30 protein-coding genes and 1 pseudogene are annotated in these 24,611 nt (G+C 69.5%); 21 read left to right on the top strand and 10 right to left on the bottom strand.

Going from position 1 to position 24,611, the window contains the following annotated elements; translation table 11 throughout:
- The first annotated feature begins 8 nt into the window (after window positions 1–8).
- The 5 genes from ACFYPJ_RS31185 (at window position 9) to ACFYPJ_RS31205 (ending at window position 2,824) form a co-directional block, all read left to right on the top strand.
- Window positions 9–746, top strand: a complete 738-nt coding sequence (locus ACFYPJ_RS31185; protein WP_389024436.1) for a DUF2993 domain-containing protein — start codon at window positions 9–11, stop codon at window positions 744–746.
- A gap of 233 nt (window positions 747–979) precedes the next feature.
- Window positions 980–1,087: a putative leader peptide gene (locus ACFYPJ_RS31190; protein WP_389024439.1), complete on the top strand. Its 108-nt coding sequence runs from the start codon at window positions 980–982 to the stop codon at window positions 1,085–1,087.
- Window positions 1,088–1,208: 121 nt separating this feature from the next.
- The gene (locus ACFYPJ_RS31195; RefSeq protein ID WP_389024442.1) at window positions 1,209–2,054 is read left to right on the top strand and encodes a sulfurtransferase; all 846 of its coding nucleotides are present in this window, start codon (window positions 1,209–1,211) and stop codon (window positions 2,052–2,054) included.
- Between the two features lie 69 nt (window positions 2,055–2,123).
- Window positions 2,124–2,411, top strand: a complete 288-nt coding sequence (locus ACFYPJ_RS31200; protein ID WP_359068775.1) for a DUF1416 domain-containing protein — start codon at window positions 2,124–2,126, stop codon at window positions 2,409–2,411.
- Window positions 2,412–2,566: 155 nt separating this feature from the next.
- The gene (locus ACFYPJ_RS31205) at window positions 2,567–2,824 is read left to right on the top strand and encodes a DUF3099 domain-containing protein (protein WP_376533526.1); all 258 of its coding nucleotides are present in this window, start codon (window positions 2,567–2,569) and stop codon (window positions 2,822–2,824) included.
- Window positions 2,825–2,890: 66 nt separating this feature from the next.
- On the opposite strand, the gene ACFYPJ_RS31210 is transcribed toward ACFYPJ_RS31205, so the two are convergent.
- Entirely contained in the window at window positions 2,891–3,253 is a 363-nt protein-coding gene (locus ACFYPJ_RS31210; protein ID WP_389024445.1) for a DsrE family protein, read from the bottom strand.
- Window positions 3,254–3,567: 314 nt separating this feature from the next.
- Here ACFYPJ_RS31210 and ACFYPJ_RS31215 point away from each other — a divergent pair, with 314 nt between their 5' ends.
- The 5 genes from ACFYPJ_RS31215 (at window position 3,568) to ACFYPJ_RS31235 (ending at window position 7,407) form a co-directional block, all read left to right on the top strand.
- Window positions 3,568–4,290, top strand: coding sequence for a hypothetical protein (locus ACFYPJ_RS31215; RefSeq protein ID WP_389024448.1), 723 nt, complete (start codon window positions 3,568–3,570; stop codon window positions 4,288–4,290).
- A 74-nt stretch (window positions 4,291–4,364) separates the two neighbouring features.
- Complete coding sequence (locus ACFYPJ_RS31220; RefSeq protein WP_389024451.1) at window positions 4,365–5,249, top strand: hypothetical protein; 885 nt, start codon at window positions 4,365–4,367, stop codon at window positions 5,247–5,249.
- Window positions 5,246–6,202 (top strand): hypothetical protein, encoded by a 957-nt coding sequence (locus ACFYPJ_RS31225; protein ID WP_389024454.1) that lies wholly within the window; start codon window positions 5,246–5,248, stop codon window positions 6,200–6,202. Before ACFYPJ_RS31220 ends, ACFYPJ_RS31225 begins: the two co-directional genes overlap by 4 nt.
- Window positions 6,203–6,392: 190 nt before the next feature.
- On the top strand, window positions 6,393–6,647 hold the full coding sequence (locus ACFYPJ_RS31230) for a DUF397 domain-containing protein (RefSeq protein WP_389024609.1): 255 nt from the start codon (window positions 6,393–6,395) through the stop codon (window positions 6,645–6,647).
- 184 nt (window positions 6,648–6,831) lie between these two features.
- Window positions 6,832–7,407 carry an FABP family protein gene (locus ACFYPJ_RS31235; protein ID WP_389024457.1) on the top strand — a complete coding sequence of 192 codons (576 nt, stop codon included), beginning with the start codon at window positions 6,832–6,834 and terminating at the stop codon, window positions 7,405–7,407.
- 25 nt (window positions 7,408–7,432) lie between these two features.
- Here the strand turns inward: ACFYPJ_RS31235 and ACFYPJ_RS31240 are convergent, their stop codons facing one another.
- Together ACFYPJ_RS31240 and ACFYPJ_RS31245 are read right to left on the bottom strand one after the other, a co-directional pair.
- Window positions 7,433–7,696, bottom strand: coding sequence for a hypothetical protein (locus ACFYPJ_RS31240; protein ID WP_389024459.1), 264 nt, complete (start codon window positions 7,694–7,696; stop codon window positions 7,433–7,435).
- The gene (locus tag ACFYPJ_RS31245; RefSeq protein ID WP_389024462.1) at window positions 7,693–8,043 is read right to left on the bottom strand and encodes a DUF6247 family protein; all 351 of its coding nucleotides are present in this window, start codon (window positions 8,041–8,043) and stop codon (window positions 7,693–7,695) included. Before ACFYPJ_RS31245 ends, ACFYPJ_RS31240 begins: the two co-directional genes overlap by 4 nt.
- 155 nt (window positions 8,044–8,198) lie before the next feature.
- Between ACFYPJ_RS31245 and ACFYPJ_RS31250 the strand changes: the two genes are divergently transcribed.
- Both ACFYPJ_RS31250 and ACFYPJ_RS31255 read left to right on the top strand, forming a co-directional pair.
- Window positions 8,199–8,636, top strand: coding sequence for a Fur family transcriptional regulator (locus ACFYPJ_RS31250; RefSeq protein WP_389024465.1), 438 nt, complete (start codon window positions 8,199–8,201; stop codon window positions 8,634–8,636).
- Between the two features lie 10 nt (window positions 8,637–8,646).
- Window positions 8,647–9,612 carry a YgfZ/GcvT domain-containing protein gene (locus ACFYPJ_RS31255; RefSeq protein ID WP_389024468.1) on the top strand — a complete coding sequence of 322 codons (966 nt, stop codon included), beginning with the start codon at window positions 8,647–8,649 and terminating at the stop codon, window positions 9,610–9,612.
- Window positions 9,613–9,768: 156 nt separating this feature from the next.
- On the opposite strand, the gene dtd is transcribed toward ACFYPJ_RS31255, so the two are convergent.
- Window positions 9,769–10,194 carry a D-aminoacyl-tRNA deacylase gene (dtd, locus tag ACFYPJ_RS31260; protein ID WP_389024472.1) on the bottom strand — a complete coding sequence of 142 codons (426 nt, stop codon included), beginning with the start codon at window positions 10,192–10,194 and terminating at the stop codon, window positions 9,769–9,771.
- 180 nt (window positions 10,195–10,374) lie between these two features.
- Between dtd and ACFYPJ_RS31265 the strand changes: the two genes are divergently transcribed.
- From ACFYPJ_RS31265 to ACFYPJ_RS31275, 3 genes are all read left to right on the top strand, one after another.
- The gene (locus tag ACFYPJ_RS31265) at window positions 10,375–10,992 is read left to right on the top strand and encodes an aerial mycelium formation protein (protein WP_389024475.1); all 618 of its coding nucleotides are present in this window, start codon (window positions 10,375–10,377) and stop codon (window positions 10,990–10,992) included.
- Between the two features lie 137 nt (window positions 10,993–11,129).
- The gene (locus tag ACFYPJ_RS31270) at window positions 11,130–12,365 is read left to right on the top strand and encodes a GNAT family N-acetyltransferase (protein WP_389024478.1); all 1,236 of its coding nucleotides are present in this window, start codon (window positions 11,130–11,132) and stop codon (window positions 12,363–12,365) included.
- 440 nt (window positions 12,366–12,805) lie between these two features.
- On the top strand, window positions 12,806–13,714 hold the full coding sequence (locus ACFYPJ_RS31275) for a winged helix-turn-helix domain-containing protein (RefSeq protein ID WP_389024481.1): 909 nt from the start codon (window positions 12,806–12,808) through the stop codon (window positions 13,712–13,714).
- Here ACFYPJ_RS31275 and ACFYPJ_RS31280 read toward each other — a convergent pair.
- The gene (locus ACFYPJ_RS31280) at window positions 13,709–13,897 is read right to left on the bottom strand and encodes a hypothetical protein (protein ID WP_376533541.1); all 189 of its coding nucleotides are present in this window, start codon (window positions 13,895–13,897) and stop codon (window positions 13,709–13,711) included. The genes ACFYPJ_RS31275 and ACFYPJ_RS31280 overlap by 6 nt on opposite strands.
- 148 nt (window positions 13,898–14,045) lie before the next feature.
- Between ACFYPJ_RS31280 and ACFYPJ_RS31285 the strand changes: the two genes are divergently transcribed.
- The 3 genes from ACFYPJ_RS31285 (at window position 14,046) to ACFYPJ_RS31295 (ending at window position 17,094) form a co-directional block, all read left to right on the top strand.
- Window positions 14,046–14,924 carry a GntR family transcriptional regulator gene (locus ACFYPJ_RS31285; RefSeq protein ID WP_389024485.1) on the top strand — a complete coding sequence of 293 codons (879 nt, stop codon included), beginning with the start codon at window positions 14,046–14,048 and terminating at the stop codon, window positions 14,922–14,924.
- A complete protein-coding gene (locus ACFYPJ_RS31290; protein WP_389024487.1) occupies window positions 14,873–15,733 on the top strand; it encodes an HAD family hydrolase in 861 nt (286 codons plus the stop codon). Before ACFYPJ_RS31285 ends, ACFYPJ_RS31290 begins: the two co-directional genes overlap by 52 nt.
- 257 nt (window positions 15,734–15,990) lie before the next feature.
- The gene (locus ACFYPJ_RS31295) at window positions 15,991–17,094 is read left to right on the top strand and encodes a phosphotransferase (RefSeq protein WP_389024490.1); all 1,104 of its coding nucleotides are present in this window, start codon (window positions 15,991–15,993) and stop codon (window positions 17,092–17,094) included.
- A 33-nt stretch (window positions 17,095–17,127) separates the two neighbouring features.
- Here ACFYPJ_RS31295 and ACFYPJ_RS31300 read toward each other — a convergent pair whose 3' ends face one another.
- Entirely contained in the window at window positions 17,128–18,030 is a 903-nt protein-coding gene (locus tag ACFYPJ_RS31300; protein ID WP_389024493.1) for a nitroreductase/quinone reductase family protein, read from the bottom strand.
- Window positions 18,031–18,701: 671 nt separating this feature from the next.
- On the opposite strand from ACFYPJ_RS31300, the gene ACFYPJ_RS31305 reads away from it, so the two are divergent.
- On the top strand, window positions 18,702–19,736 hold the full coding sequence (locus ACFYPJ_RS31305) for a class I SAM-dependent methyltransferase (RefSeq protein ID WP_389024495.1): 1,035 nt from the start codon (window positions 18,702–18,704) through the stop codon (window positions 19,734–19,736).
- 128 nt (window positions 19,737–19,864) lie between these two features.
- Here the strand turns inward: ACFYPJ_RS31305 and ACFYPJ_RS31310 are convergent, their stop codons facing one another.
- The 4 genes from ACFYPJ_RS31310 to ACFYPJ_RS31325 all read right to left on the bottom strand — a co-directional run bounded on the left by ACFYPJ_RS31310 (window position 19,865) and on the right by ACFYPJ_RS31325 (window position 22,897).
- Window positions 19,865–20,386 (bottom strand): ATP-binding protein, encoded by a 522-nt coding sequence (locus tag ACFYPJ_RS31310; protein WP_389024498.1) that lies wholly within the window; start codon window positions 20,384–20,386, stop codon window positions 19,865–19,867.
- 395 nt (window positions 20,387–20,781) lie between these two features.
- Window positions 20,782–21,315 (bottom strand): GNAT family N-acetyltransferase, encoded by a 534-nt coding sequence (locus tag ACFYPJ_RS31315; protein ID WP_389024501.1) that lies wholly within the window; start codon window positions 21,313–21,315, stop codon window positions 20,782–20,784.
- 63 nt (window positions 21,316–21,378) lie between these two features.
- Window positions 21,379–21,648, bottom strand: coding sequence for a hypothetical protein (locus ACFYPJ_RS31320; RefSeq protein ID WP_389024505.1), 270 nt, complete (start codon window positions 21,646–21,648; stop codon window positions 21,379–21,381).
- Between the two features lie 355 nt (window positions 21,649–22,003).
- Window positions 22,004–22,897: a LysR family transcriptional regulator gene (locus ACFYPJ_RS31325; protein WP_389024508.1), complete on the bottom strand. Its 894-nt coding sequence runs from the start codon at window positions 22,895–22,897 to the stop codon at window positions 22,004–22,006.
- Between the two features lie 102 nt (window positions 22,898–22,999).
- On the opposite strand from ACFYPJ_RS31325, the gene ACFYPJ_RS31330 reads away from it, so the two are divergent.
- Both ACFYPJ_RS31330 and ACFYPJ_RS31335 read left to right on the top strand, forming a co-directional pair.
- A complete protein-coding gene (locus ACFYPJ_RS31330; protein WP_389024510.1) occupies window positions 23,000–24,088 on the top strand; it encodes an alcohol dehydrogenase catalytic domain-containing protein in 1,089 nt (362 codons plus the stop codon).
- Between the two features lie 104 nt (window positions 24,089–24,192).
- Window positions 24,193–24,588, top strand: a pseudogene (locus tag ACFYPJ_RS31335) (hypothetical protein); the annotation flags it as partial.
- Between the last annotated feature and the right edge of the window lie 23 nt (window positions 24,589–24,611).

Raw genomic sequence — 24,611 nt, forward strand, 5'->3', positions numbered from 1 at the left:
GGGAGCGCATGCGCGCGCTGCGAATACTTCTGATCGTCGTTGTGATCTTCGGTGTGCTGTTCGTGATCGTCGACCGCGTCGCGGTCTACTTCGCGGAGAGCGAGGCGGCCGACAAGTTCAAGACCACCGAGAACCTGTCCGCCACCCCGGACGTGTCCATCAACGGCTTTCCCTTCCTCACCCAGGTGGCCGGCGGCTCGCTGGACGACGTGCAGGTCGGGATCAAGGACTACCAGGCGCCCACCGGCACGAGCGGCCAGACGGTCGTCATCCACGACCTGAAGGCGGACATGAAGGACGTCGGGTTCTCCGGCTCCTTCAGCTCCGCCACCGCGAGGACCGCCGAGGGCACCGCGACCATCTCCTACGACGAGCTGCTGAAGGCCGCCAAGTCCGGCACCGCGCAGGTCGCGCCCGGCGTCACCGCCCGGGTCGTCGGCCTCTCGGACGGCGGCAACGGCAAGATCAAGGTCGAGGTGGAGGCCACCGTCCTCGGCAAGCAGCTGCCCGACCCGGTCGCGGTGCTCAGCACGGTCACCGTCGAGAACGACTCGGTGCAGGTGCACGCCGACTCGGTGCCCAAGTTCGGCAGCGTCGACATCGCCGACGACAGCGTCCGGCAGATCACCGACTTCCAGCAGGCCGTCGACCAGCTGCCCGCCGGTATCAAGCTGGACAAGGTGCAGGCGGCGCCCGACGGAGTCGAGATCACTGTGCGGGGTTCGAACGTCAAGCTGGCCGGGTAGGACGGGACACGCGCCGCGAGACGGCCGGCTCCGGTGCGGCCGGAGGACGTCCGGAGACAGTCCGACAGACGAGACGAGCGCGTCCGAACCTCAGATGCCCCGCGTGCCGCGCACGGTCCCGTGCCCGGCCGCGGCCGTTCGGGTGGTCACGTGATCCCGTATGGCGGACGATCGCATCTCAGCATGCGGTATGCCGGTGACATGCCCGGCTCTCCGTCCTTACGATCGAGGTCATGCAGTGCCAGACAAGCGTCCCCCAGTCCCGGGGGCAGGCGGACCTCACGAAGCGGCGGGCAGTAGACCTGTGCCGCGTGGCCGCCATGCTCTGTCGCCTTTTCTGATCGGAAGCCCCGCTTCCGCGTTCTCCATCCGCCCTGATCAGGGCATCCGTGCGCGCTCCCCGAGGAGCCCGCGCCACACGCACTCGCACGCCCGCCGTAACTGCCCCGGAGGAGAGACAGCATGAGCCGCAGCGACGTCCTGGTCGATGCCGACTGGTTGCAGGAACACCTGGACGACGCGGACATCGTCGTCGTCGAGGTCGACGAGGACACGACCGCGTACGAGAAGAACCACATCAGGAACGCGGTCCGGATCGACTGGACGAAGGACCTCCAGGACCCGGTCCGGCGTGACTTCATCGACCAGACCGGTTTCGAGAAGCTGCTGTCGAAGAAGGGCATCGCCAACAACACGCTGGTGATCCTCTACGGCGGCAACAACAACTGGTTCGCGTCGTACGCCTACTGGTACTTCAAGCTCTACGGCCACGAGAACGTCAAGCTCCTCGACGGTGGGCGCAAGAAGTGGGAGCTGGACGCCCGCGAGCTGGTCGACGGCTCCGAGGTGCCCGAGCGCGCCGCGACCGACTACCGGGCCAAGGCCCAGGACACGTCCATCCGTGCGTTCCGCGACGACGTGGTGGCGGCCATCGGCTCGTACAACCTGGTCGACGTCCGTTCCCCCGACGAGTTCTCCGGCAAGCTGCTCGCCCCGGCGCACCTGCCGCAGGAGCAGTCGCAGCGTCCCGGCCACGTGCCGTCCGCCCGGAACATCCCGTGGTCGAAGAACGCCAACGACGACGGCACCTTCAAGTCGGACGACGAGCTGACGGAGCTGTACGCCGCGGAGGACGTGGACCTGGCCAAGGACACGATCGCCTACTGCCGTATCGGTGAGCGTTCCGCGCTGACCTGGTTCGTGCTGCACGAGCTGCTGGGCGTGCAGAACGTCAAGAACTACGACGGTTCCTGGACCGAGTACGGCTCCCTGGTCGGCGTGCCGATCGAACTCGGCTCCGGCAAGTGAGCGACCCGACCGCCCGTTCAGCAACCCCTGACCTCTGAATCTCTGACCTCTGACCTCTGGAGAAGCAGCATGTGTGGAGCGAAGGCCGGCGGCCCGGACGCCTCGACGATCAAGCCCGGTGAGACCACGATCCAGGGCCAGGTGACCCGCGACGGCGAGCCGGTCACGGGCTACGTCCGGCTCCTGGACTCGACCGGCGAGTTCACCGCGGAGGTCCCGACCTCCGCCACCGGGCAGTTCCGCTTCTACGCGGCCGAGGGCACCTGGACCGTCCGCGCCCTCGTGCCCGGAGCCACCGCCGACCGCACGGTGGTCGCCCAGCACGGCGGTCTCGCGGAGGTCGCGATCGCGGTCTGAGCAGGCAGCGCGACGCGGCAGCGTCACGGTGCAGCCATGGAGTAGCTCTACGGAGTGGTGCCACGGAGCAGCAGTACGGAACGGCCGGAGGGCCGCGCCCACGGTCGGACGCCTGGGGCGCGGCCCTCCGGCCGTTGCGGACCTACTCTGTTGTTATGTACGCACGGCGGCGTCACCTGTACTTCGCCATGATGGGCGTCTGCATCGCGCTTTTCGTCCTGGCCTGGGCGGTCGTACGCATCTGGTCGGTGCCCGCGGCCGTCGCCATGTGCGTGGTGGCCATGGTCATCCCGCCGGTCGCGGCGATGGTCGCCAACCGGCGGGGTCCCGGGGACCGCTGGTGGGACGATCCCTCGGGCGACGCGCAGTCCGACGAGTGGTGGGACGAACTGGACGGCAAGAAGCGGCACTAGCCTCCCGGTCTCGCCCCTGACCGCGACCCCGACCCCCGACCCGGACCCAGTAGATCTCAGTAGATCTCAGTAGACGAGAGCCTGGGTCTCGTCGCCCAGCGCCTCCTGCACGAAGACCTGCGCGCCCGCGATCCGTACGCCCTCGATGACGTCCTTCTCGGAGATCTCGCGGCGGGCGGCGCACTGGGTGCACACGGTCACCCGGCCGGCGGCGAGCACCGACTCCAGCAGATCGGGCAGCGGGGCGGCGTGCGGCAGCTCGAACTCCGCGGCCCGGCCCGGCAGCGCGAACCACGAGGACTCGCCCGTCAGCCACAGGGAGACCTCGACCCCGCTGGCCACGGCCACGGCCGCGACCGTGAACGCCTGTGAGCAGCGCTCGGGGGCATCGGCCCCTGCCGTCACCTTGATCACGAGCTTTTTTGCCATGCCCGAATCGTAATCAACTTCCTTACAACGCTGCGTGATTCCCGTGGGTCTTCTGTGCGCGCGATGTGGAAGACGCGCTTCACGTTCTGTTGGGGGATGCCATGGAAGGTCCGGAAAGACCGGACGAGGCGGCATCGGCCGCCGAAGCGGTCGAGTCGACCGCACCCAGCCTGCCCGGGACGCCCGGGCTGCCCGATCCGGCAGGTCCGGCAGGTCCTGTCGGGCCCACTGCTCCTGTCGGTCCGGCCGATGCTGTCGGGCCTGCTGCTCCTGTCGGTCCGGCTGATGCTGTCGGGCCTGCTGCTCCTGCCGGCTTGCCCGGCCCGGCCCGCCCGCGGCGGCGCGGCCGTACGGCCGCGTTGATCGCGGCCGCCGCCGTGCTCGGCGTCGTCGCCGGCACCTGCACCGGCTATCTCATCCAGGCGGACCGCAAGCCCACCAGGCTGCCCTCGCTCTCCCAGCCCGTGGTCAAGCAGGCCAAGGGCGAGGTCGAACCGCTGTCGGCGGCGCAGGACCGCCGGGTCAAGACCGACGGCGACCTGCGCAAACTGCTGCTCTCGCGGCCCGCGGGGACGAACGACGGATTCCTGGAGGGGGTCGACGACGGCTGGCTGGACCAGGCCGCGTACTCAAACTGGTACACGTATCCGGCCGGTCAGTTCGAATACCTCACAGAAAATCAGTTCCGTCGCGCGGTCGGTACGTCATGGCGGGTGGGGGACACGTACGAGGTCGAGATCGTCCTCGCCCAGTACCGCCAGGACCACGACCTGGCGGCGTCCGACGCGACCCACGAAGACCGCTACTGGGCCGAGAAGAAGGCCGGCACCCACAGCTGGCCGGTGCCCGGTACCGGCTACGGGCAGGTGTACGTGCACGACAAGCCCTACCGGGAGTCGGGCTATGTCCCGGTGTACTCGGCCGAGGCGCACGCCTGGCGAGGCGACATCTCCGTGGAGATCTTCGTCTACGACGCCAAGCCGGTCTCCAAGAAGATGATCATGGACTTGGCCGAGCGGCAGATGAGGAAGCTGTGAGCGAGAAGCCTGAGATTCCCGAGGGATCCGAGGGTTCTGAGGTCTCCGAGGTCTCTGAGGCCATTGAGCCGACCATGGCCGCTGCGACCTCCGTGATTCCCGAGGCCCCTGCGACCTCGGCAACCCCCGAGAAGCCCGCAAGCTCTGAGAACCCCGAGAAGCCTGAGAAGCCCGCCCGCAAGATCCGTCCCCGCCGTATCGCCGCCATCGCCGCGTCCGCGCTTCTGGCCTGCGCCCTGATCGGCGGTGTCGGCTACACCACTGTGACCGTGCAGGACGCCGACCGTGATCCCGGCAAGCCCACGTGGACGTTCCCGCCGAGGGGCGCCGACGACGCGAAGGAGAGCGGGAAGGACGACCAGAAGAAGGACCACGAGGGCAAGAAATCCGCGTCCGGGCTGAGCGGCATGTTCGTGCCCTTCAGCTCCTACGGCTTCACCATGGGGCCGGACCTCGGGAAATTCGGCGTGGACGCGGAGTTCAACGGCGCGCAGGCCACCGAACTTCGCAAGCAGTCCCTGAAGGAACTGCCGAGTTCCTCGCGCCGGGAGCTGGAGAAGCTGATCGACGAGCAGCACATCCAGGGCATGGCGATGCGCAGCTACCTCGTCCCGGCGGGGTCCTTCTCCAACGACGGGTCCGTCACGCTCTCCGTCACGTTGCTGCGGCTGAAGGACAGCGGCTCCGTACGGCGGATGGTGTCGAACCTCACCAGGTTCATCGACACCGGGGACCTCTTCCGCAAGGGCCCGGAGGTCAAGGGGCACAAGGGCACCCGCTGCTATCTGACGCCCAAGGGCGAAAAGGACGAGCTGGGTACGGCGTTCTGCGCCGGGTACGTGGGAGACGTGCTGGTCACCGTGGCCGCGGACGGACCGGAACCGATCGGAGCGGGCGTCCCCACGAAGTTCTTCACCGAGCAACTCGACCGCATCGACAATCCGGGAATGGCCGTATGACCGAGCAGCCGCAGTCGCAGCCGGCGGACGCCGCAGAGACATCCCTCGTCCCCGATGGCCCCCCGGCAGACCAGTCGGACTCCGCCGGGACCGCCCCCGCACAGTCCGAACCCGCCGGGACCGTCCTGGCACAGGCCGCCTCCGATGGCGCCGCCCCCGTCCCCGGGGAGGCGTCCCCGAGTGCCCCGCCCAAGGACCGCCGCGTCCTGCGTGCCGTCCTGCGCTGGACCGCCGTCGTCGCGGTCTTCGCGGTGGTGGGGACGGGAACGGCGTACGGGATCAGCCGCATGGAACGCACGGACGTACCCGGCCTCGCCACCGAGCAGGACGGGCGCTGGCCGTACCCGGAGATCAGCGACGCCCCGCTGCCGCCCGGCAAGCCGGGTCCGCTCGACCCCGCCAACAAGACCGGCACCCACTACGCGGACCTGCGCAAGCTGCTGCTGCCCGCGCCCGGGGGAGCGAAGGCCGACAAGGCGCTGCGCGGTGCGGACGGCTGGCTGGCGACGAAGGACTTCCTGACGATCTTCGGGACGCGCGAGGACCGGACCAAGGCCGGGCAACGGCTCACCGACTACGGGCTGCGGCACATCGCGGCCCGCGGCTGGACCACCGGGGACGGCACCCGCACCAGCATCTACCTGCTCCAGTTCGACACGGCTCCGGTGGCCGAGGAAGTACTCAGGGACGTCACCGAGTTCGACGCTCCCGTGTACGCCGCCCGGGGCGCCGCCGAGACCATGTACGACGAGGGTTTCCCGTCCGACGCCGACGTCAGCGGGGTCACCCGCCTCGCCTACGACGAGGCGAAGCCGTACGGTGCGGCGCAGGTACGGCAGGCGTATCTGGGCGAGGGAGACATCGTCGGCGTGGTGGTGCAGTCCCGCCCGGGTCGCGCCGCGGCCATTCCGTTCCAGCAGACGGTGGCGCTCCAGAGCCAGCTCCTGGACTGAGGAGTCGCGCCCCGGCGCCCCCTTTCGATGAACTCCTGCGCAGCGTGCGACCGCTGAACCACTCTCCGTATCCGAACGACATCCGGGGGGCGCGATGCCAACGAGGCGAGTGATCACGGGGCGCAGCCAGGAACCGAGGAAGCGGTTCGCGGAGGAGTTGCGGTCACTCCGCACGGCCAGCGGGGAGAGCCTGCGGGACCTGGGCAAGGTGGTCGGCTGGGACCCGTCGGACGGCGGTGAGTGCCTTGAGGTCTCCGACGACCTCCTGGCCGGAGCCGACTGGCGTCGGAGCAGCTACAGCAACCCGGACGGTGGCCAGTGCGTAGAGATCGCCGACCACCTCCCCCTGGTCCCCGTCCGGGACAGCAAGGACCCCGCGCGGGGAACCCTCGTCTTCGCGACAGCCGTATGGGCGGCCTTCGTGGAAGGTGTCAAGAAGGGCTGACGTAAGCTGGGGCCCCGGCTCTGTACGTCCACTTCCGCTCAAGGGGCACCCGTGGAGATCGTCTTCGAAACCTTGCTGGTCCTGGTCTGCGTCGGCGTTCTCGCCTTCGCCGGGCTGGCCGTGAAGAAGCTGTACCAGGGCCAGCGCTGAGCCCGTACCAGAACCGATCCAGGAACCACTGCTCATGATCGAGATTCCGTCGGACCTGCACAAGGACCTCGTCCCCCTGGCCTTCCTGCTCGGCAGCTGGGCCGGGGCGGGCGTGCATGACTTCCCCGGTTCGCAGAAGTGCAATTTCGGCCAGGAGGTCACCTTCGGCCATGACGGCCGGGACTTTCTGGAGTACCACTCCCACACCTGGGTGCTGGACAAGGACGGCAACAAGGTCCGCCCGCTGGAGTCGGAGTCCGGCTTCTGGCGGATCGACGCCGACCGCAAGGTCAAGGTCACGCTGGTCCGCGACGACGGCGTCGTTGAGGTCTGGTACGGCGAGCTGGCCGACCGGAAGCCGCAGATCGACCTGGCCACCGACGCGGTCCTGCGGTCCTCCGGCGCCCCTGCGTACACCGGCGGCAAGCGCCTGTACGGCTATGTGAACAGCGACCTCATGTGGGTCGGCGAGAAGCAGACCCCGGAGGTCGAGCTGCGCCCCTACCTGTCCGCCCACCTGAAGAAGGTCGTCACCCCGGAAGAGGTCGAACGCTGGGCGAAGGCCCTGCCGGACGACATGCCGGACGACGGCATCGCCTTCTTCAAGTAGGTTCCGTTCTTCAACCGAGTCTTGGTCACCCGTTCCACACGATGGTGCAGATGTAGATGCACTCGTGCCGGGGGACAGCGAGAAACTGGATGAATCCCCGGCCGGCGAAGATGGGGAAGTTCCGCAGCCCACCGGGCTTCCCCTCCGGTCGGCTGCCGGCTGTTTCAGCATCAGGGCCGAGCGTGGCCAGTTCCGTGGCGATCCGCTCCACTTCCGCCACCACACCGACCGGGAGTCCTGCGGTCAGGTACTCCTCACTCGGGTTGTAGTCCCACTTCCAGTCGCTCACAGACCTGCCTCCACCTCGGCCGCGGCCTGGATGGACCGGATCTCCGCGATGGCTTCCGTCGGGTCCTCCGCACCTGCGCTGATCACCTCCTCCAGGTGACGCAATCGCGCTGCGCGGGAAGGGTGGCGCTGGACGGCGACGAAGACACCCCAGGTATGGACGAAGGTGCGCAGGGGGGCGAGGGACTGGGCCTGCTGGGCGTTGGTCGTCGCCTCGACGAGGTCCTGCACGAATGCGGGCACGCGGCTCGGTGTCAGCCTCTCCACCGCGGTGCGCAGCGCCTCGGGTGTGAGGGCGGGCATCGGGATCAGGGGCTCAAGGCGCGATTCCGGATACTGAGCGGTCATGGGACTTCCTCCGCATCGAAGGCCGGTGCTGGGGTCGACAGTACCGATCGAGACGCTCGCGCGTCCGAGTACCGCGGTTCCCTCACCGGCGGCCCCGCAAGACGTTGTCCTGTCGTCCGGAGCATGACCGGTCCGGGCCGCCCTAGACTGGACCCGTGGTGAGCACCGACTGGAAGAGTGACCTCAGACAGCGCGGCTACCGGCTGACGCCGCAGCGGCAACTCGTGCTCGAAGCCGTGGATTCCCTTGAGCACGCGACGCCCGACGACATCCTGGTGGAAGTGCGCAAGACGGCGTCCGGAGTCAACATCTCCACCGTCTACCGCACGCTGGAGCTGCTTGAGGAGCTGGGCCTCGTCTCGCACGCCCACCTCGGCCACGGCGCCCCCACCTACCACCTGGCCGACCGGCACCACCACATACACCTGGTGTGCCGGGACTGCCAGAACGTCATCGAGGCGGACGTGTCGGTCGCCGCCGAGTTCACCGCCAAGCTGCGCGCGAACTTCGGCTTCGACACGGACATGAAGCACTTCGCGATCTACGGCCGTTGCCGCGACTGCTCCCTCAAGTGCTCGACCACCGAGACGTAGGCTTGTCCGCATGAAGAGTCCCCTGCTGTCCCTGCCCGGCGCCGTCCCCGCCGAGGGTGTGGACGAAGGTGTCGCCGCCCACTACGGCGACCTGTTCCGCGAACAGCGTGCCCTTGCCGACGGCACCGGATTCGTCGACCTCTCGCACCGCGGCGTGCTGACCGTCTCCGGTCCGGACCGGCTGAGCTGGCTGCACCTCCTGGTCACCCAGCACGTCAGCGAGCTGCCCGTGGGCGAGGCCACCGAGGCGCTGATCCTGTCCGCGCACGGCCACATCGAACACGCCCTGTACCTGGTGGACGACGGCCGGACGGTCTGGGCCCACGTGGAGCCGGGTACCCAGGAGGCGCTGATCGCGTACCTGGAGTCGATGAAGTTCTTCTACCAGGTCGAGGTCGCCGACCGGACCGCCGACTTCGCCGTGGTCCACCTGCCCGCGGGTTCGATCACCGAGGTCCCCGACGGCGTCGTCGTGCGCGAGACGGCGTACGGCCGTGATCTCTTCCTGCCTCGGGCCGACCTGGAGACGTACGCCGAGAAGGCCGGCATGCCCGCTGGGATCCTCGCCCACGAGGCGCTGCGGGTCGAGCGGCACCGCCCCCGCCTCGGCTTCGAGACCGACCACCGCACCATCCCGCACGAGCTGGGCTGGATCGGTTCCGCGGTCCACCTCCAGAAGGGCTGCTACCGCGGCCAGGAAACCGTCGCCCGGGTGCAGAACCTGGGCAAGCCCCCGCGCCGCCTGGTCTTCCTGCACCTCGACGGCAGCGAGGTGCACCTGCCGCCGCCCGGGACCGAGATCCGGCTCGCGGACGAGGACCCCGACGGCCGCAAGATCGGCTTCATCACGACGTCGGCACGCCACCACGAACTGGGCCCGGTCGCCCTCGCCCTGGTCAAGCGGAACGTGCCGGCGGACGCGCGGCTGATGGCCGGGGACACGGCGGCGGCCCAGGAGACCGTCGTCGAGCCGTAGCCCCGGGGCCAGGCGCGCGGGGTGCGGGCAGCGCCCCGGAAGGGGCGCGGGAAACTGCGCGCCCAGCCACGACGGCGCCGCGGGCAAACGCGGCACATCGGCACGTTGGTACAGCGGCTCATACCGCCCAGGACCGGCCGGCCCTGGGCGGCTCGCTCACATCTCCAGCAGGACGGTGAAGGGGCCGTCGTTCGTCAGCGAGACCCGCATCTGCGCGCCGAACCGGCCCGTCGCCACCGTCGCGCCCAGGGCACGGAGCCGGGCGACCACCTCGTCGACCAGCGGTTCGGCGACATCGCCGGGTGCGGCCGCGTTCCAGGTGGGCCGGCGTCCCTTGCGCGCGTCGCCGTACAGGGTGAACTGGCTGATGACCAGCAGCGGGGCGTCGACGTCGCTGCACGACCGCTCGTCCTGCAGCATGCGCAGGGTCCAGAGCTTGCGGGCGAGCTGGGCCGCCTTCTCCTTGGTGTCCTCGTGGGTGACCCCGACCAGGACGCACAGTCCCTCGCCGTCGATCGCCCCGACCGTCTCCCCGTCCACGACGACGCTCGCGCCGTCCACCCTCTGCACCACTGCACGCATGCCGACCATGATGCCGGGTGCCCGGGACCGGTTCGCAGCAGGCCGGGGAAGCCCACGAGAGGGCGGATTTTTCCTCCTTACCCCCCCATCTGGGGCTGTTCGGGGGCACTCGGCCGCATAGCTGCCACTTGGGGTGGCACGATGCTCCCGTACGCCGGTCGAGGGGACGGGTAGAGACACATGAGCACACCGAGTATCGAGCAGCCGCCCGGTGCGATCACGGCCGCCCTCGCGGGCGGGCAGGAGACGCACCGGCCGCCCGTGCAGCGCACCGACAGCCCGACGCTGCACGCCGGTCCACCCGGGGAAGACCTGATCCGGCTGAGCCTGCCCGAGCTGCGCACCTTGCGCAGGGACGCGCAGCGCGACGAGGCGGACCTCAGTTACGTACGGCGGCTGCTCCAGGGGCGGATCGACATCCTGCGCGCCGAGCTGGCCCGGCGCGGTACGGCGTCCGTGGTGGACGCCGAGGACGCCGCCGTGGTCGACCGGCTGCCGGAGATCCTCATCGACGCCCCGGCCCGGCACCGCTCGTCGGCCCGCCATGTCACGGTGGGGACGCCGCACGGCGAGGAGTACCGGCGGGCCGCCGCCGACATGCTCGCCGAGGTCGAGCTGTCCGACCTCCAGGCCCGCACGGACCAGGAACTCCGTACGGCGCTGTGCCGCCTCGTCCGCTACGAGCGGCAGGCCAGCCGACGCCGCCACCACCTCCAGCGCACGGCGGACGACTGCAGCGCGGAGATCGCCCGCCGCTACCGCGAGGGCGAGGCCCAGGTGGACGACCTTCTTCTGTGACGGAAGCGACGTAGTCGAGGTGGCCGGGGATAGTCGAGGCGGCCGGGGGCGGTCCCGGAGCGCCGAACCGAGCCGGGTCGGGCGGGCGGCGGGCAAATTCCCGCGACAGGGCAACGCCCCGCACCTACCGTGACCCCATGACCGATGTCCGCCCTGTCACCGAGTCCGAGCTGCCCGACTGGCACCGCGCCCTGAACACCGGCTTCCTCAACCCGCCCACCCCGACGCCGGAACAGCTGCAGGCCCGCCGCCCCCAGTTCGTACCCGGCCGCCTGCTCGGCGCCTTCGACGGTGACCGCTGTGTGGCGACGTATCGCTCCTTCGCCCAGGAGATCACCGCGGTGGGCGGGGCCGTCCTGCCCTCGGACGGCATCTCCAACGTGACGGTCTCCCCCACGCACCGCCGCCGCGGCCTGCTGACCCGCATGATGAGCCAGGACCTCACGGCGGCGAAGGACCGCGGGGACGTCGTCGCCACGCTCATCGCCGCCGAGTACCCGATCTACGGCCGCTACGGCTTCGGTCCCGCCACCTGGGCCACCGAGTGGACCGTCGACGTACCCCGGGCCGGTCTCGACCCCCGCTGGTCGGGCCCGGCGGACGGCGGCCGGATCGACCTGGTGGACGGGGCGGAGGTCCGCAAGACCGGTCCGGAGCTGCACGACCGGGTGCGCCGCGGCCAGGCCGGCGCGGTCACCCGCGCCGACCTGTGGTGGCAGCTGAGCACGGGTGCCGTGCGCTCCGGGAAGGAGTGGACCGAGCCGTTCTTCGCCGCCTACCGCGCCGCCTCCGGCGAACTGGAGGGCCTGGTCTCGTACCGGGCGGACGACATCTGGCAGGCCAAGCAGCCGCAGAACACCGCCGACGTGAGCTGGCTGCTCGCCTCGACTCCGGCGGCCGAGCGCGCCCTGTGGCACTACCTGTGCTCGATCGACTGGATCACCACGGTCAAGAGCGACTGGCGCGGGCCGGACGACCTGCTCCCGCTGCTGCTGCCGGACCCCCGTGCCGCCCGGATCACCACCCAGGCGGACTGGCTGTGGGTGCGGATCCTGGACGTCGTACGGGCGCTGGAGGCGCGGACGTACGACACCGCCGGCACGCTGGTGCTGGAGGTCGTCGACGGGCAGGGCCTGGCCGGCGGCCGGTTCCGGCTGGATGCCTCGCCGGAGGGCGCGAGCTGCACACCGACCGGTGAGAGCGCGGAACTCGTCCTGGGCATCTCCGAACTGGCCACCCTGTGGCTCGGTGACGAGTCGGCCACGCGGCTCGCGGCGCTGGGCCGGATCGAGGACGTACGAGAGGGCGCCGCCCAGCTGGCCGACGCCCTGCTGCACACGCCCAGGCGACCGTGGTGCCCGGACATCTTCTGACGCTCCTTCCTCCCGGCCGGCCGTGCGGAACCGCCGGATCGCCGGACCGTGAACTGCTGAACTGCTGAACTGCTGAACCGGTGGATCATCCGTAGCGAGCTTGTTCAGTTGTGACTGTGCGGTACGGCTGCTGAGCCGCGGCTGTTGAGTTGTGGCTGTGCGGTCGTGCTGTTCGGTTGTGGCTGTGCGGATGTGACTGTTCGGTTGTCGATATTCGGTTGTGGCTGTGCTCCGGCGGCGGCTCGACACACGGTCGAGTCGGACCGACCAGGCTCCCGGCTCCCCTCCGGAAGGGAACCCAGTCGGCCAACCACCGGGAAGTTTGACCATGTTGCATAAGTTGGCTACCAACTTCACTGTACTTATCTCCGCTTGGAAGCGGCTCATAACCACCTTCCCGTGAACTGCCGGAAGATGGCGGGAAGTTGTAGGGTTTCTGTGTGGACCCGGAACACGCCCCCGCCACTGGGCGGAAGAGGTCACAGCGGCCACAGAAGTCACACCACCAGGTGGCCGACGAGCTGCGCGCCCGGATCAGGTCCGGCGTGCTCCGCCCCGGTGAGCGCATGCCCACGCAGGCCAGACTCGCCGACGAGTTCGGCGTGGAGCGCGGCACCGTGCGCCAGGCGTTGCGCATCCTGCAATCGGAGCATCTGCTCACCAACGTTTCCAAGGGCTCGCCGGCCAATGTCGCCCCCGACCTGGGCCTCGTTCCGGCCCTGGCCGGTCCGGCGGCCCCTCCGCAGCCCACCATGGTGGCCCTCGCGTCCCGGGTGGCCGCCGCCTTCGCGGCTCCGCATGTCGAGATAGACGCACTGTGTCTCACCTCGGTTTCGCTCACGCTCGCGATCGGCGAACCGTTGCGGCAGATCCATGCCGGCCGATGGAAACCGGCCAAGATCGACGTCCGTGTCCTGCTGCCCAGCCGTGACATCGACCTGGCCTTCCCGGTCCCGGTTCAGGCATCGGCCGCGGGCCTGCTGCACCGCCGCTGGCTGTCGCAGCGCAATGCGCAGGGCCAGGTGCTGCAACACAACCTGCTGGCCCTGCGCGCCACGCACGGCATCGACGTGCATGTCTCCTTCCGGGCTCTGCCGTTCACCCCGCCGGTGAAGCTGTACCTGCTCAACGGCGCCGAGGCGCTGTTCGCCTACTACACGCTGTCCCGGCGGGAGCGGGAGATCGAGCACGAGCGACTGGCGATGTACGACTCCGACGGCACCCGCTCGGTGCTGTTCGGCTTCGAGCAGGGGGCCGGGGCGCGCGACACGACGTTCGTCGAGCAGTCACATCTGTGGTTCAACGCGCTGTGGGAGACGATCAGTTCGGAGTTGCAGCTGACGTCATAGGGCGGGACCGGCCACCAGCACGGCGAGCAGCACGGCCCCGGCCGAGCTGACCGCCGGGTTGTCGGCCTTGACGCCTATGGTGAGGAGCAGCAGGCCGACCAGTCCGACGGCCCCGTACTTCCACTGCACGAACTGTTCGAAGCCGACGACGAAGACGGCGGAGATGAGGGCGAGGGCAGGCATGGTGATTCCCCCTTCAGGCTGCCAGGAAGCAAAAAGTCCGCCAACTTGGGAAAGTTGGCAACCAACTTCGCTTATGTTGTCCCCACTTGGCTACTATCCATAAACAACTTCTCTGCAACTCCCCATAGATGGGTGGAAGTTGTACCGTTTGGTCGTGACCCAGGAGAGCGCGGCAGTGAACGACAGCAAGAGGCTCACCCCCCAGGAGATCGCCGACGCCCTGCGGGAGCGGATCCGTGCCGGAGAACTCAGGGCGGGGGACCGCCTGCCCACGCAGGCCGAACTCGCCGAGGAGTTCGGTGTGGAACGCGGCACCGTGCGCCAGGCGCTGCGCGTGCTCCAGGAAAACGGCCTGCTCATCGGCGTCAGCAAGGGCAGCCCGCCGCGCGTCGCCGGACCGGCGCCCGCGGTCGACGAGCCCCAGCCGACCATGGTCGGACTGAGCCCCCGGCTGGCGGAGGCGTTCTCGGTGCCCTGGGTCCGCGTCGACGCGGTCTGCCTCACCGCCGAGACCTTGATGCTGGCGATGAGCGACCCCCTCCGCCAGATCCACGAGGGCCGCATCCGCCCGCAGACGCTCGACGTCCGCATTCTGCTGCCGTCCCGGGACATCAACCTCGCCTTCCCGGTCCCGGTCGAGGGCCGTGGCGCGGACGATCCGGTCCACGAACGCTGGCTGGCGATGCGCAACGCCCAGGGCCAGGTGCTGAAGTACAACCTCCAGGCGCTGCGCTCCACGCACGATGTCGACGTACGCGTCACGTTCCGGGCACTGCCGTTCACCCCGCCGGTGAAGCTGTACCTGCTCAACGGCGCGGAGGCGCTGATCGGCTACTACATGGTCACCCGCCGCGAGGAGTCCACGGACGGCGGCACCCTGGAGATGTACGACACGCTGGGCTCCCAGTCCCTCCTCTTCTCCTTCGAGAAGCGGGCCGGGCAGCGGGACGCCGCGTTCGTGGAGCAATCGCAGAAGTGGTTCGACGCACTCTGGGAAACCATCACATCGGACCTGACACTCTCTTAGTGACTTCTGATTCGACGCAGACAGAACCGGTGACAGCCGAGACCGAAGGCGACCACCTGAGCGACACCCGGGACGAGACCGAAGACGACCACCCGGCCGACATCCGGGACGAGACCGAGGCGCTCCGGGCGCTGATCGCGCGCGCACGCGTCGTGCTCTTTGACTTCGACGGACCGATCTGCCGCCTGTTCGCCGGGCACACGGCGGAGCACGTGGCGGTGGACGTCGTGGACTGGCTGGCAGGGCGGGGACTGCACGGCCTGCTCACGGAGCCCGAACGGCAGTCCCCGGACCCGCAGGTCGTGCTGCGCGCCGTGGACCGCAGGCACCCCGGCAGCGACCTGGTCGCCGAACTGGAGGAGCGGCTGACCCAGGAGGAACTGCGGGCCACGGCCACGGCGATGCCCACCGCGTACGCCGACCCGCTGATCCGCACCTGGACGGCCGTGGGCTCCCGGCTCGCCGTCGCCACCAACAACTCCCCGCGGGTGGTGCGCGCGTACCTGCACGGCCGCGGCCTCACCTCCTGCTTCACCCCGCACATCTACGGCCGTACGCACGACCTCCAGCACCTGAAGCCGGACCCGCACTGCCTCAACCGCGCCCTGAACGCGATGGGCGCGGCACCGTCGTCGTCCCTGATGATCGGCGACACCCCCACGGACCTGATCGCCGCGAACCGCGCCGGGGTCCCGTTCCTGGGCTACGCGCGTAACCACAGCAAGGAAAAGCTGCTGCGGGACGCCGGCGCCACGGCCGTCGTGGACTCGCTGTCGACGGTCCTGGACATGGTCCGCGCTCAGACCTGAACCGTCGGCGGGACGGCGGCAACGGCGGTGACCGGCCCGAGCGCCGACCGAGTGGGCTGAGCGGGCCGCACCGCAGGCCGGGGGGCCGAAATCCGGACGCGGGTGGAGACGTCGTGGCACAAGCGTGCGTTCCGTAGCCGTCCAGTGGGATCCGATTCGACGACGGGACGGCGTCTGCCACGATGCATGCGGGAGCGGGAGTAACGTGCTCCCACTTCTGTACCCTGCGGAAGGGTCCTGGGCGAGAGAAACAGGCAATGCCACCCGATTCAGCTTCCACTGCCCGGCTGCATGCGGCCGAGGCGAGCGGTGACGAGAGTGTGGTCGAGGGCCCGCTCCACGGATATCACCACGAAACTTATGTATTTCCGCTTCCCGGCGTACAGGGGAGCGAGCGGTCGGGGCGGTGGAAATGCCGGGAACCGCGTGCCGGTCTCCTCTGGTTCGACCGGCGCTGCTTCGTCTCGGAGGAACAACTGCTGACGGCCCTGGACGGCCGGATCACCGGAGTTCCGGACATCATCCAGGTCAGCGGGCTGGGCCTCCAGCGGTTCATCGAAGGACGGACCCTCGGAGCCGTCTGCACCTCCGGCACCCGAGTTCCCGACGTCTTCTTCCGGCAGATCGTCACCCTGTTCCGGCAACTGGTCGGCACGGCACCGGAGAATGTCACGGCCGAGCGCCGCTGCAGGCCGGCCGACCGTCCGGAGGACGGAGACACCGACGGCTTTCTGGAGCGGCTCGTCCATTTCACCGAACAATCCGTGTACCGGCGCAATCTGGAGCGGTTCGAGGGTCTTTTCGGGGATCTGGGGGTGACAGCGGAATCGTTCCAGTACCTCCGGAAGCATGTGTCCGGGCTGCGCCGGCGCCCTTTCTGCCTGCTCCATGCCGATCTGCATCGGGAGAATTTCATCGTCGACGGCGAACAGCGGCTGTGGACGATCGACTGGGAACTGGCGATGGTCGGGGATCCGCTCTACGACCTCGCCACCCATCTGCACCTGATGCGCTACCCGGTCCGGCAGTCGCGCACCATGACGGAGCAGTGGTGCGCGACTGCCGAGGCCGTCCGCCCCGGCAGCTCGAACGGCTGGCGGCACGACCTGGGTCTTCTCGTCGACTACAAGAAGGCCCAGTCCGTGTTCACCGATGTGATCCGTACGGCGCTGTCCCTGGACATCGGCCCGGACGCCGACTGGCGGCACCTCGTGCCCGCGGCACTGCGCCTGCGCAGGATCCTGGCGGACGCTGCCGTGCCGTTGGGTCTGGACTCGGTCCCGGGACCGCTGCGGATCGCGGCGGCGCTCATGCGCTGGTGCCAGGGGAACGGGACCGCGGCCCCGGAGGCGTCGCTCTGAGCCGCAGCGGCGTCATGAGTCGGAGTGGCGTTGTCAGTCCGAGCTGTGTTGTGAGTCCGAGCCGTGCTGTGAGTCCGAGCGATGCTGTGGGCTGTCGTCGGCCGGGGCGTCGAGGAGGGGGAGCAGTTGTTCCTCCTCGTAGGACAGGTGGGCTTCCAGTTCCTCCGTGAGCCGTATCACCTCGGTCCGTGCGGCGGCGGGGTCCTGGGTCGAGAGCGCCTGGCGGAGGGCCTCGACCGTCTCGGCGATCCGCTCGTGCTCGCGGCCCAGCCGCTCCAGCGTCGCGGCGAATTCCGGGTGCCGGGCGGCGAGGTGCGGGAACAGGGCGATGTCCTCGCCCCGGTGGTGGTTGTGCAGGCCCTGGCAGAGGGCCAGGCAGTTGATCCGGAGCTGCGCGCCCAGCACGGACCCGTTCCGGTTGTCGAGTTCCGCCCGGATCAGGGCGAGTTCACGCCGGAAGACGTCGTGGATCAGCCGGATCGCCTCGCCGGGCGAACCGGCGTTCACGTCGGGCGGGCCCGCCTTGGCGACCTCGTGCAGTGCGACGACCGGAATCACCCGGTCCGTCCTGGCCTGGTACGCCGCCCAGCCCGGGTCGGCCTCCACCGCCCGCGCGAACGCCTCGTCACGCTCCGCGTCCTGGAGGACGACCGCATCCGCCTCGTACGTGAACACGCCGCTCTCGACGGTCACCCTGGGGTGCGCGAGGAGGTTGCGGTACCAGTCCGGATGGCGTGGTGAGCCGCCCGCCGAGGCGATGACCAGGACCCGGCCGTCACCGTCCGGGAGGTAGCCGACGGGGGTGGTGTGGCGGGCGCCGGTGCGGGCGCCCGTGGTGGTCAGCAGGAGCAGCCGGGCGCCTTCGAAGGGGCCGCTCAGGCGGCCGTGGTGGGCGCGGAACTCATCGATGATCTTTTGGTTGAAATCCAGGGGCACGTCGTTTTCTCTCTTCTTTCTCCGCGATCGAACAGTGTGGTTGCAGAGAAAGAAGTGGGAGGGCCCCTTGCCCTCCCCCGAGCCCCGTCGGCCAGGGGGACCTGCGGCCTCACTCAGAGGCCGGGCACCCAACTCGCTCACGGCCCATGGCCGACCCGGCAGTCATGCCCGGGACGCTACCTTGCCCCGTGCGCCCGACGCCACCACCTTTCCGCCCGCCCACCCGGGCGCACCGCTGCCGCCGCGCGCGGCCCCTGGCCGGCCGTACTCCTGACCATCCGTAATCACTCGCTATCCGTCCGTGGCCAGTTCCCCGCCGGGTCCGTCCGGCCGGTGGGAGCCCGTGGGCGCCCGTGGGTGCCGGTGGGAGCCCGTGGGTGCCGGTGGGAGCCGGTGGAAAAGACCTCGGCGCGGCGATCGTGTTCGGGTGCGGTGGGCGTGGCCTGGCGGGTCGTGTGAACCTGGAGGGGCTTTCACTCGTTGGAAAGATGAGAGGTTTCTGCCTCATCACAACCTGACCCTCGGCAATGCCGGTGGAAGTCGGACTGCAGACGTCGGACTGCAGACGTCGGACTGCAGGGCCGGCCTGTCGGTCATCCAATCTCCTGGCAATCGGTGGCAGGAGAATTCATAGCTGAAAGTTTGAGCACATGTCGGATGAGAATCGTGTGATGGAATTCCTTGAGCGAGTGGTCGCTGACAACGCGGCTGCCTTCGCGGGAGTTTCGACGTCGCTGGGCGTCCGCCTCGGACTGTACGAGGCGATGGCCGGGGCGGGGGCGCTCACCTCGGACGAACTGGCCGAGAAGACAGGACTCGTCGAGCGGTACGTCCGGGAGTGGCTGGCGGCGCAGGTCGCGGGTGCCTACGTACTCCACGACGCCGAGACGAACACGTACGTCCTGCCGGACGAGCACGCGGCCGTACTGGCCGATTCCTCTCTGCCGACGTACGTCGGTGGCGGCTTCACCATGCTGGGGGCCCTCTACAGCGCCGAAGAGGCGCTGGCTGGCGCCTACCGGAACGGTGGCGGAGTGAACTGGCAGGATTACGGTCCGGAACTGGCACAGGGCGTCGCTGACTTCTTCAAGCCTGGCTATGAGGCAGTTCTCGTTCAGGAATGGCTGCCCGCCATGGAGGGCGTGGAGGCCAAACTCCGGCGAGGCGCCTCGGTCGCCGACGTGGGATGCGGCTTCGGTCACTCGACGGTGCTGATGGCCAAGGCGTTTCCGCAGTCCCGCTTTCACGGCTTCGACTTCCACGAGCCCTCCGTGGAAGCGGCCCGAAAACTGGCCGAGGAAGCGGGCGTCGGTGATCGCGTGACCTTCGAGGTCGCCGCCGCGCACGATTTCCCCGGTGGCGGCTACGACCTCGTCACGTTCTTCGACTGCCTCCATGATCTCGGTGATCCCGGTGCGGCGCTCCGGCACACGGAAAGGACCCTCGCGCAGGACGGAAGCTGTCTTGTCGTCGAGCCGAACGCGTCGGCCGAGCCCGGGGAGAACATCAACCCGATCGGCCGCTCCTTCGCCTCCACCTCGGCGGTGCTCTGCCTGCCGGCGGCCATGGCGCAGAACGGCCCGCACGCGCTCGGTAACCATCCTGGTCAGGACGCGCTCGCGACGATCGCCGACGAGGCGGGTCTGCACAACTGGCGGCTCGCCGTCGAGACCCTCACCAACCGCATCTACGACGTCAGGCGGTAGCACCGGACGCCTCGGCAACGGACGGATCGCGGGCGGCATCCAGGTCACCGTGCCGCCTGCGAACGTCCTCGACCGTTCGCCGTTCACCACCGTTGCCGCCTGTGCCTGGTTCGCGTGGCGGGTGGGCCTCAGCTCTTGACGGCCTCCGCGATCCGCAGGGCGGCCTGGGCGGGTGTGAGGTGCGTGGTGTCGATGACCTCGGCCTCGTCGTGCAGCCACCTGCGGGCCGCCTCGGCGTAGGGCTCAAGATGGCGGAGGCGGAACGCGGACGGGCCGAGCACGGTGTCCCCCTCGATGCGCTCGCGGAGGGTGTCCTGCTCGGCGTGGAGCACGAAGTGCCGTACCGGGATGGAATGGCCGGCGAGGCCCGCGCTGATCTCGCGCCAGTACCGCTCGACCAGGACGGTCATGGGCACCACCAGGGTGCCGCCGGCGTAGTCGAGTACGTGGCGGGCCGTCTCGACCACGAGCGGCCGCCACGGCGGCCAGTCCTGGAAGTTGCCCGTCCAGGGCAGCCCCGGCTTGATGTCCATGAGCGTCTCACCGACCTTCTCGGCGTCGAACACCCGCGAATCCGGGATCAGCTCCTGCACGAGCGGACTGGTCGTGGTCTTGCCCGCTCCGTGAGTGCCGTTGAGCCATACGATCATGCCCCCCGACGCTAGCGCGCTGCGGGCCGTGGGGACAGGCACGGCGGAAGTCCGGTACGGCTCCGGCGTTCCCCTCCGTACCTCGCGCCAGGACAAAAGCGCAGGCCGGCGGATGGGGCAGTGGGGCGAAGACCAGGGGACTCGGGACCACCATGCGGCGCAGCGTCCGCCGGCTCCCACTTCGGCAGCCCGTTCGCGAACGGCAAAGCCCGGTAGTGCGCGGCCATTTCGTCGGGTTGTGGCGGACGGACCTGAATCACCATGCCGGGCATTGCACCCGCCACCCCACCGCCCGGCAACCGAATATCTCCGCGCGACCGCGGCCCCGCCGACGATGGATCTTCGGCGATGGATCTTCCGGTGGGCAGAAGATCCGCAGTGCAGCCCTGCTGAGTTCACCCTCGCAGGTTCGGCGGTGCCAGATCCTTGCAGTAGCGGACTTCGGGGACCGCGGTGTCGTTGACCGACCAGTCCGACGAGCGGCCGTCCAGTACGAAGCCGCCCCGCTCGTAGAAGTGGCGTGCCCTTGTGTTGGCGGCGATCACCCACAGCACGAGCCGGTGGAACGAGCGCTCCCGGGCAGCGGCCAGCGTCTGCTGCATCAGCGCTTTCCCGACGCCGGTGCCGAGGCGGTCAGGGGCCGCGTAGAGTGCGAGCAGTTCACCGTCCTGGGGTCTGCGGTCCTTTTCCTTGGAGGGGCCGAGTGCCGCCCAGCCGACCACAACGCCGGCCTCCTCGGCGACGAGGTTCAGGACACCACCGGAGCTGCGTGTGAACAAGTCGCGTCGCATGCGGGCGTCCTCCGCCACCGTGAGTGCGTCGAGGTAGTCCTGCGGCACCATGCCCGGGTAGGCGGCCTGCCAGCCTTTCACTCGTACCGCAGAAACGTCGCAGATGTCTTCTTCCTGCATGGGGCGCACCCGTATCATGCGCCGAGTGTATCGAGGCATGAAAGGTGCGCCCTTGGCTTTTCCCTTTCCCGGGCAGCTGGTTCACGGCGAGCTGCGGATGATGATTTCCCACCAGGAGGAAAGTTCCGCTCCCAGGGGAAGGGCGCGGCTCTCGGGTGAATTGGTGGTGCTTCGCCACGTGGTCACCGCCTGCACCGCGCATCCGGCGATGACCGCCCCGCGTACCTCTCGGCCCGGCTCGGCCACGGGGAAGTTCTTCGGCCAGGCCGACAGGTAAGGCTGCACCAGCCGGGACTGTGCGTACGCCGTGAAGGACCCACCGCGTACGTGCAACAGCGAGGCGAGGTTCATGAACGGGGCCCCGGGTACCGGAGTTCTCGTGCGGATACCTGCAAATCCGTTTTTGCCGGGGTGCGCTGTGTGGCAATTCAATGAGCCATTGACGATGCTGCCGGGAAGCCGACTGCGGCCGAGTGCGTCAAAGGTGGCTTTATGCACAAGTATTGAAGTCAGTTGTTCACGGGCTGGGAGGCACCCAGATCTACGGCCTGGTTATGTTCACGAGTTTTTGACGTCACTGGGGTACTTGCGCGGGTAGCAGCGGGGTGCTCCTGCTGAAAGGGCCCTGGCCGATGCCGAGGTACACGTGATGGTGTGCGCCCTCGGCGGGCTACGGCACCGAATCTGACGGTCGCGACGGCACGTATCAGGTGGTCGCGGCAATTGCTCGGGTGACGGCCGTGATCGCCGGGGTGGGGCGGCCGGGCAGTCGTGCCACGAGAACCCGGCGGATCTCGGGAGGTGCGCCTTCGACGTGCAGCAGGCTCACCCCGGGCGGCAGCACCGGCGAGAGCCGCGAGGGCACCGTTGTCACCCCGAAGCCACCGGCGACCAGCTGAAGCTTGGTCAGCCAGTCGCGTGCGCAGTGGACGATGTCCGGCCGTCCGGGCAGGCCGGGCCAGACGCCGAGCAGTGGCTCGGCGTTCGACGCCGGGGCGGCGATCCACGGGGCGTCGACCAGTTCGTCGACGTGCACCGCGGTGCGGCCGGCGAACTCTCCGGTCGAAGGCACCGCCACGACCAGTTCGGTGTCCGCAATGGTCTCGACGTGCAGGCGCGGCGACTCGCCGTCCAAAGGCCGGTGGGGCGGGCGGGACGTCAGCACGGCGATGTCGATCGAGCCCGCGCGCAGTGCGCGGATCAGGGAGGGCGTGGTGCCCTCGGTAGTCGTGACCGTGATCTGCGGGTCGGTCGCCGCGAGGCGGGTGAGTGAGAGAGGCAGGATGGCCGCGCCCGCGCTCAGGAACAGCCCGAGCCGCACCAGTTCGGTACGCGAAACGGTGCCGGTGAGGTCGCGCTCGGCCGCCGTCAGACAGTCCAGGATCGTGCGAGCGTGCCGCAACAGAGTCAGACCCGCGGGGGTGAGCCGCACTCCGTCGGGGCGGCGTTCGAACAGGGCTGTGCCCGCGCTTCGTTCGAGGGAGGCGGCCTGGCGTGAGACCGCCGACTGGGTGTAGCCGAGCCGGGTGGCTGCTGCGGTGAAGCTGCCGGACTCGGCGATCTGCCGCAGGACCCGTAGGCCCGCGCTGGAGATGTCCATGCGGTGTACGCATACCACATATGCCTGATCGTCGCTTCCCGCATGCCCGCCGGGTTCCTAGTGTCGATCCCGACGAACACGGACGAACACGGAGGTCATCACGTGCGAGCAGCAGTTCTGACGCAGTTCGGTGCGCCGCTCACGGTGCGGGAGGTTCCCGACCCCGAGGCCGGCGGCGGCGAGGTGGTGGTCGAGGTCCTCGCCGCCAGCGTGGCGCCCTACGCGGCCGAGGTCTTCAGCGGCGAGCGGAACTACCCCCTGGTCCCTCCCGTCGTTCCTGGGATCGGCGGCGTGGGACGGGTCGTCCACGTGGGCCCGGACGCCACCCGGCTGCGCCCCGGCGACCTGGTGTGGTGCGACTCGACGGTGCGCTCGCGGGACGACGCCCTGACGCCTGACATCACGCTCCAGGGCTGGAGCTCCCGCGGCGAGGGCGGCGCGCGCCTCGCCCGGTACCTGCACGACGGATCGTTCGCCGAGCTCATGCGGATCCCGACGGAGAACGTCTTCCCGCTCCCCGCAGCGGCGGGGGACGACCCGGCCCGCTGGGCCGCGCTCGGCGTGCACGTCATCCCTTATGGCGGGCTGCTGGCCGGCGGGCTCGCAGCCGGTGAGGCGCTGCTCGTCAGCGGGGCCACCGGCAACCTCGGCAGCAGTGCGGTCGCGGTCGCGCTCGCCATGGGGGCGGGCCGTGTGGTCGCCCCGGGCCGCAACCAGGCCGCGCTCGACCTCCTCGCCGACCGGTTCGGTCCGCGGCTGCGCCCGGTCCCGCTCACCGGGGACGAGGCCGGCGACCGCGCGGCGATGTCCGCGGCGGCCGACGGCCCGATCGACATGGTGATCGACCTGCTCCCGCCGAGCGCACCCAGCTCGGCAGCGCGCCTGGCAGCCATGACCGTGCGCGAATACGGCCGCGTCGTCCTCATGGGCGGCGTCGGCATGCTCGGTGGCGACGACCTCGCACTCCCGTACCCATGGATCATGCGCAACTCGATCACCGTGCGAGGCCAGTGGATGTACCCGCGCACAGCGAACGCCGGCATCATCCGGCTCCTCGCCTCGGGCTCCTTGGACCTCGCCCCCGAACGGGTCCGGTCGTTCGGCCTCGACGCCGTCAACGACGCCGTCACGTACGCCGCCGCGCATGGTGGCCCGTTCGACCGCACCACCCTCACCCCACCGGCTCGCTGACAGGACCGACTGATCCACACATGTCAGCGCCACGCCCGCCGCCCTCACGAGGCCGCCGTGCTGCTGCTATTTCTCGTGAACGGCCACGAGCCTCAAGATCACCTGCGGTCACCGGCGAGAGGATCGCCCGCGACAGGGATCCTGACCCCGAAACGAGCGCCCCCGACGCCCACCCGGACCTGACCTGTCCCGGGCTCGGCCCGATCGCAGGTGTCCCCGTGCGCATAGCCGGGCTTTTCGGCGGCGGCCTGCACAGCACCACGCCGGACGGCTGGACCCTGGACGTCGTCAGCCCCGAGTGGCCGCACGACCGCGTCGTCCTCTCCACCGACGGCGGGTCCCGCGAAGGGCCGGCGGGAGGGACGTGGTGGCACGTCTTCCACTCCGAGTACTCAGAACTCCGCGCGGCCGGATTCTCGCCCTCCGGCCTGACCCTCGCAGTCGCCACCAGCAGCGACCTCACTCTCTGGACCCGGCCCGAACTCCACGTCGACGACTGAACATCGCGGACCCGGTGGGGCTG

The organism is Streptomyces sp. NPDC006012 (assembly GCF_042871185.1).
In the GTDB taxonomy this organism is placed as follows: Bacteria; Actinomycetota; Actinomycetes; order Streptomycetales; family Streptomycetaceae; genus Streptomyces.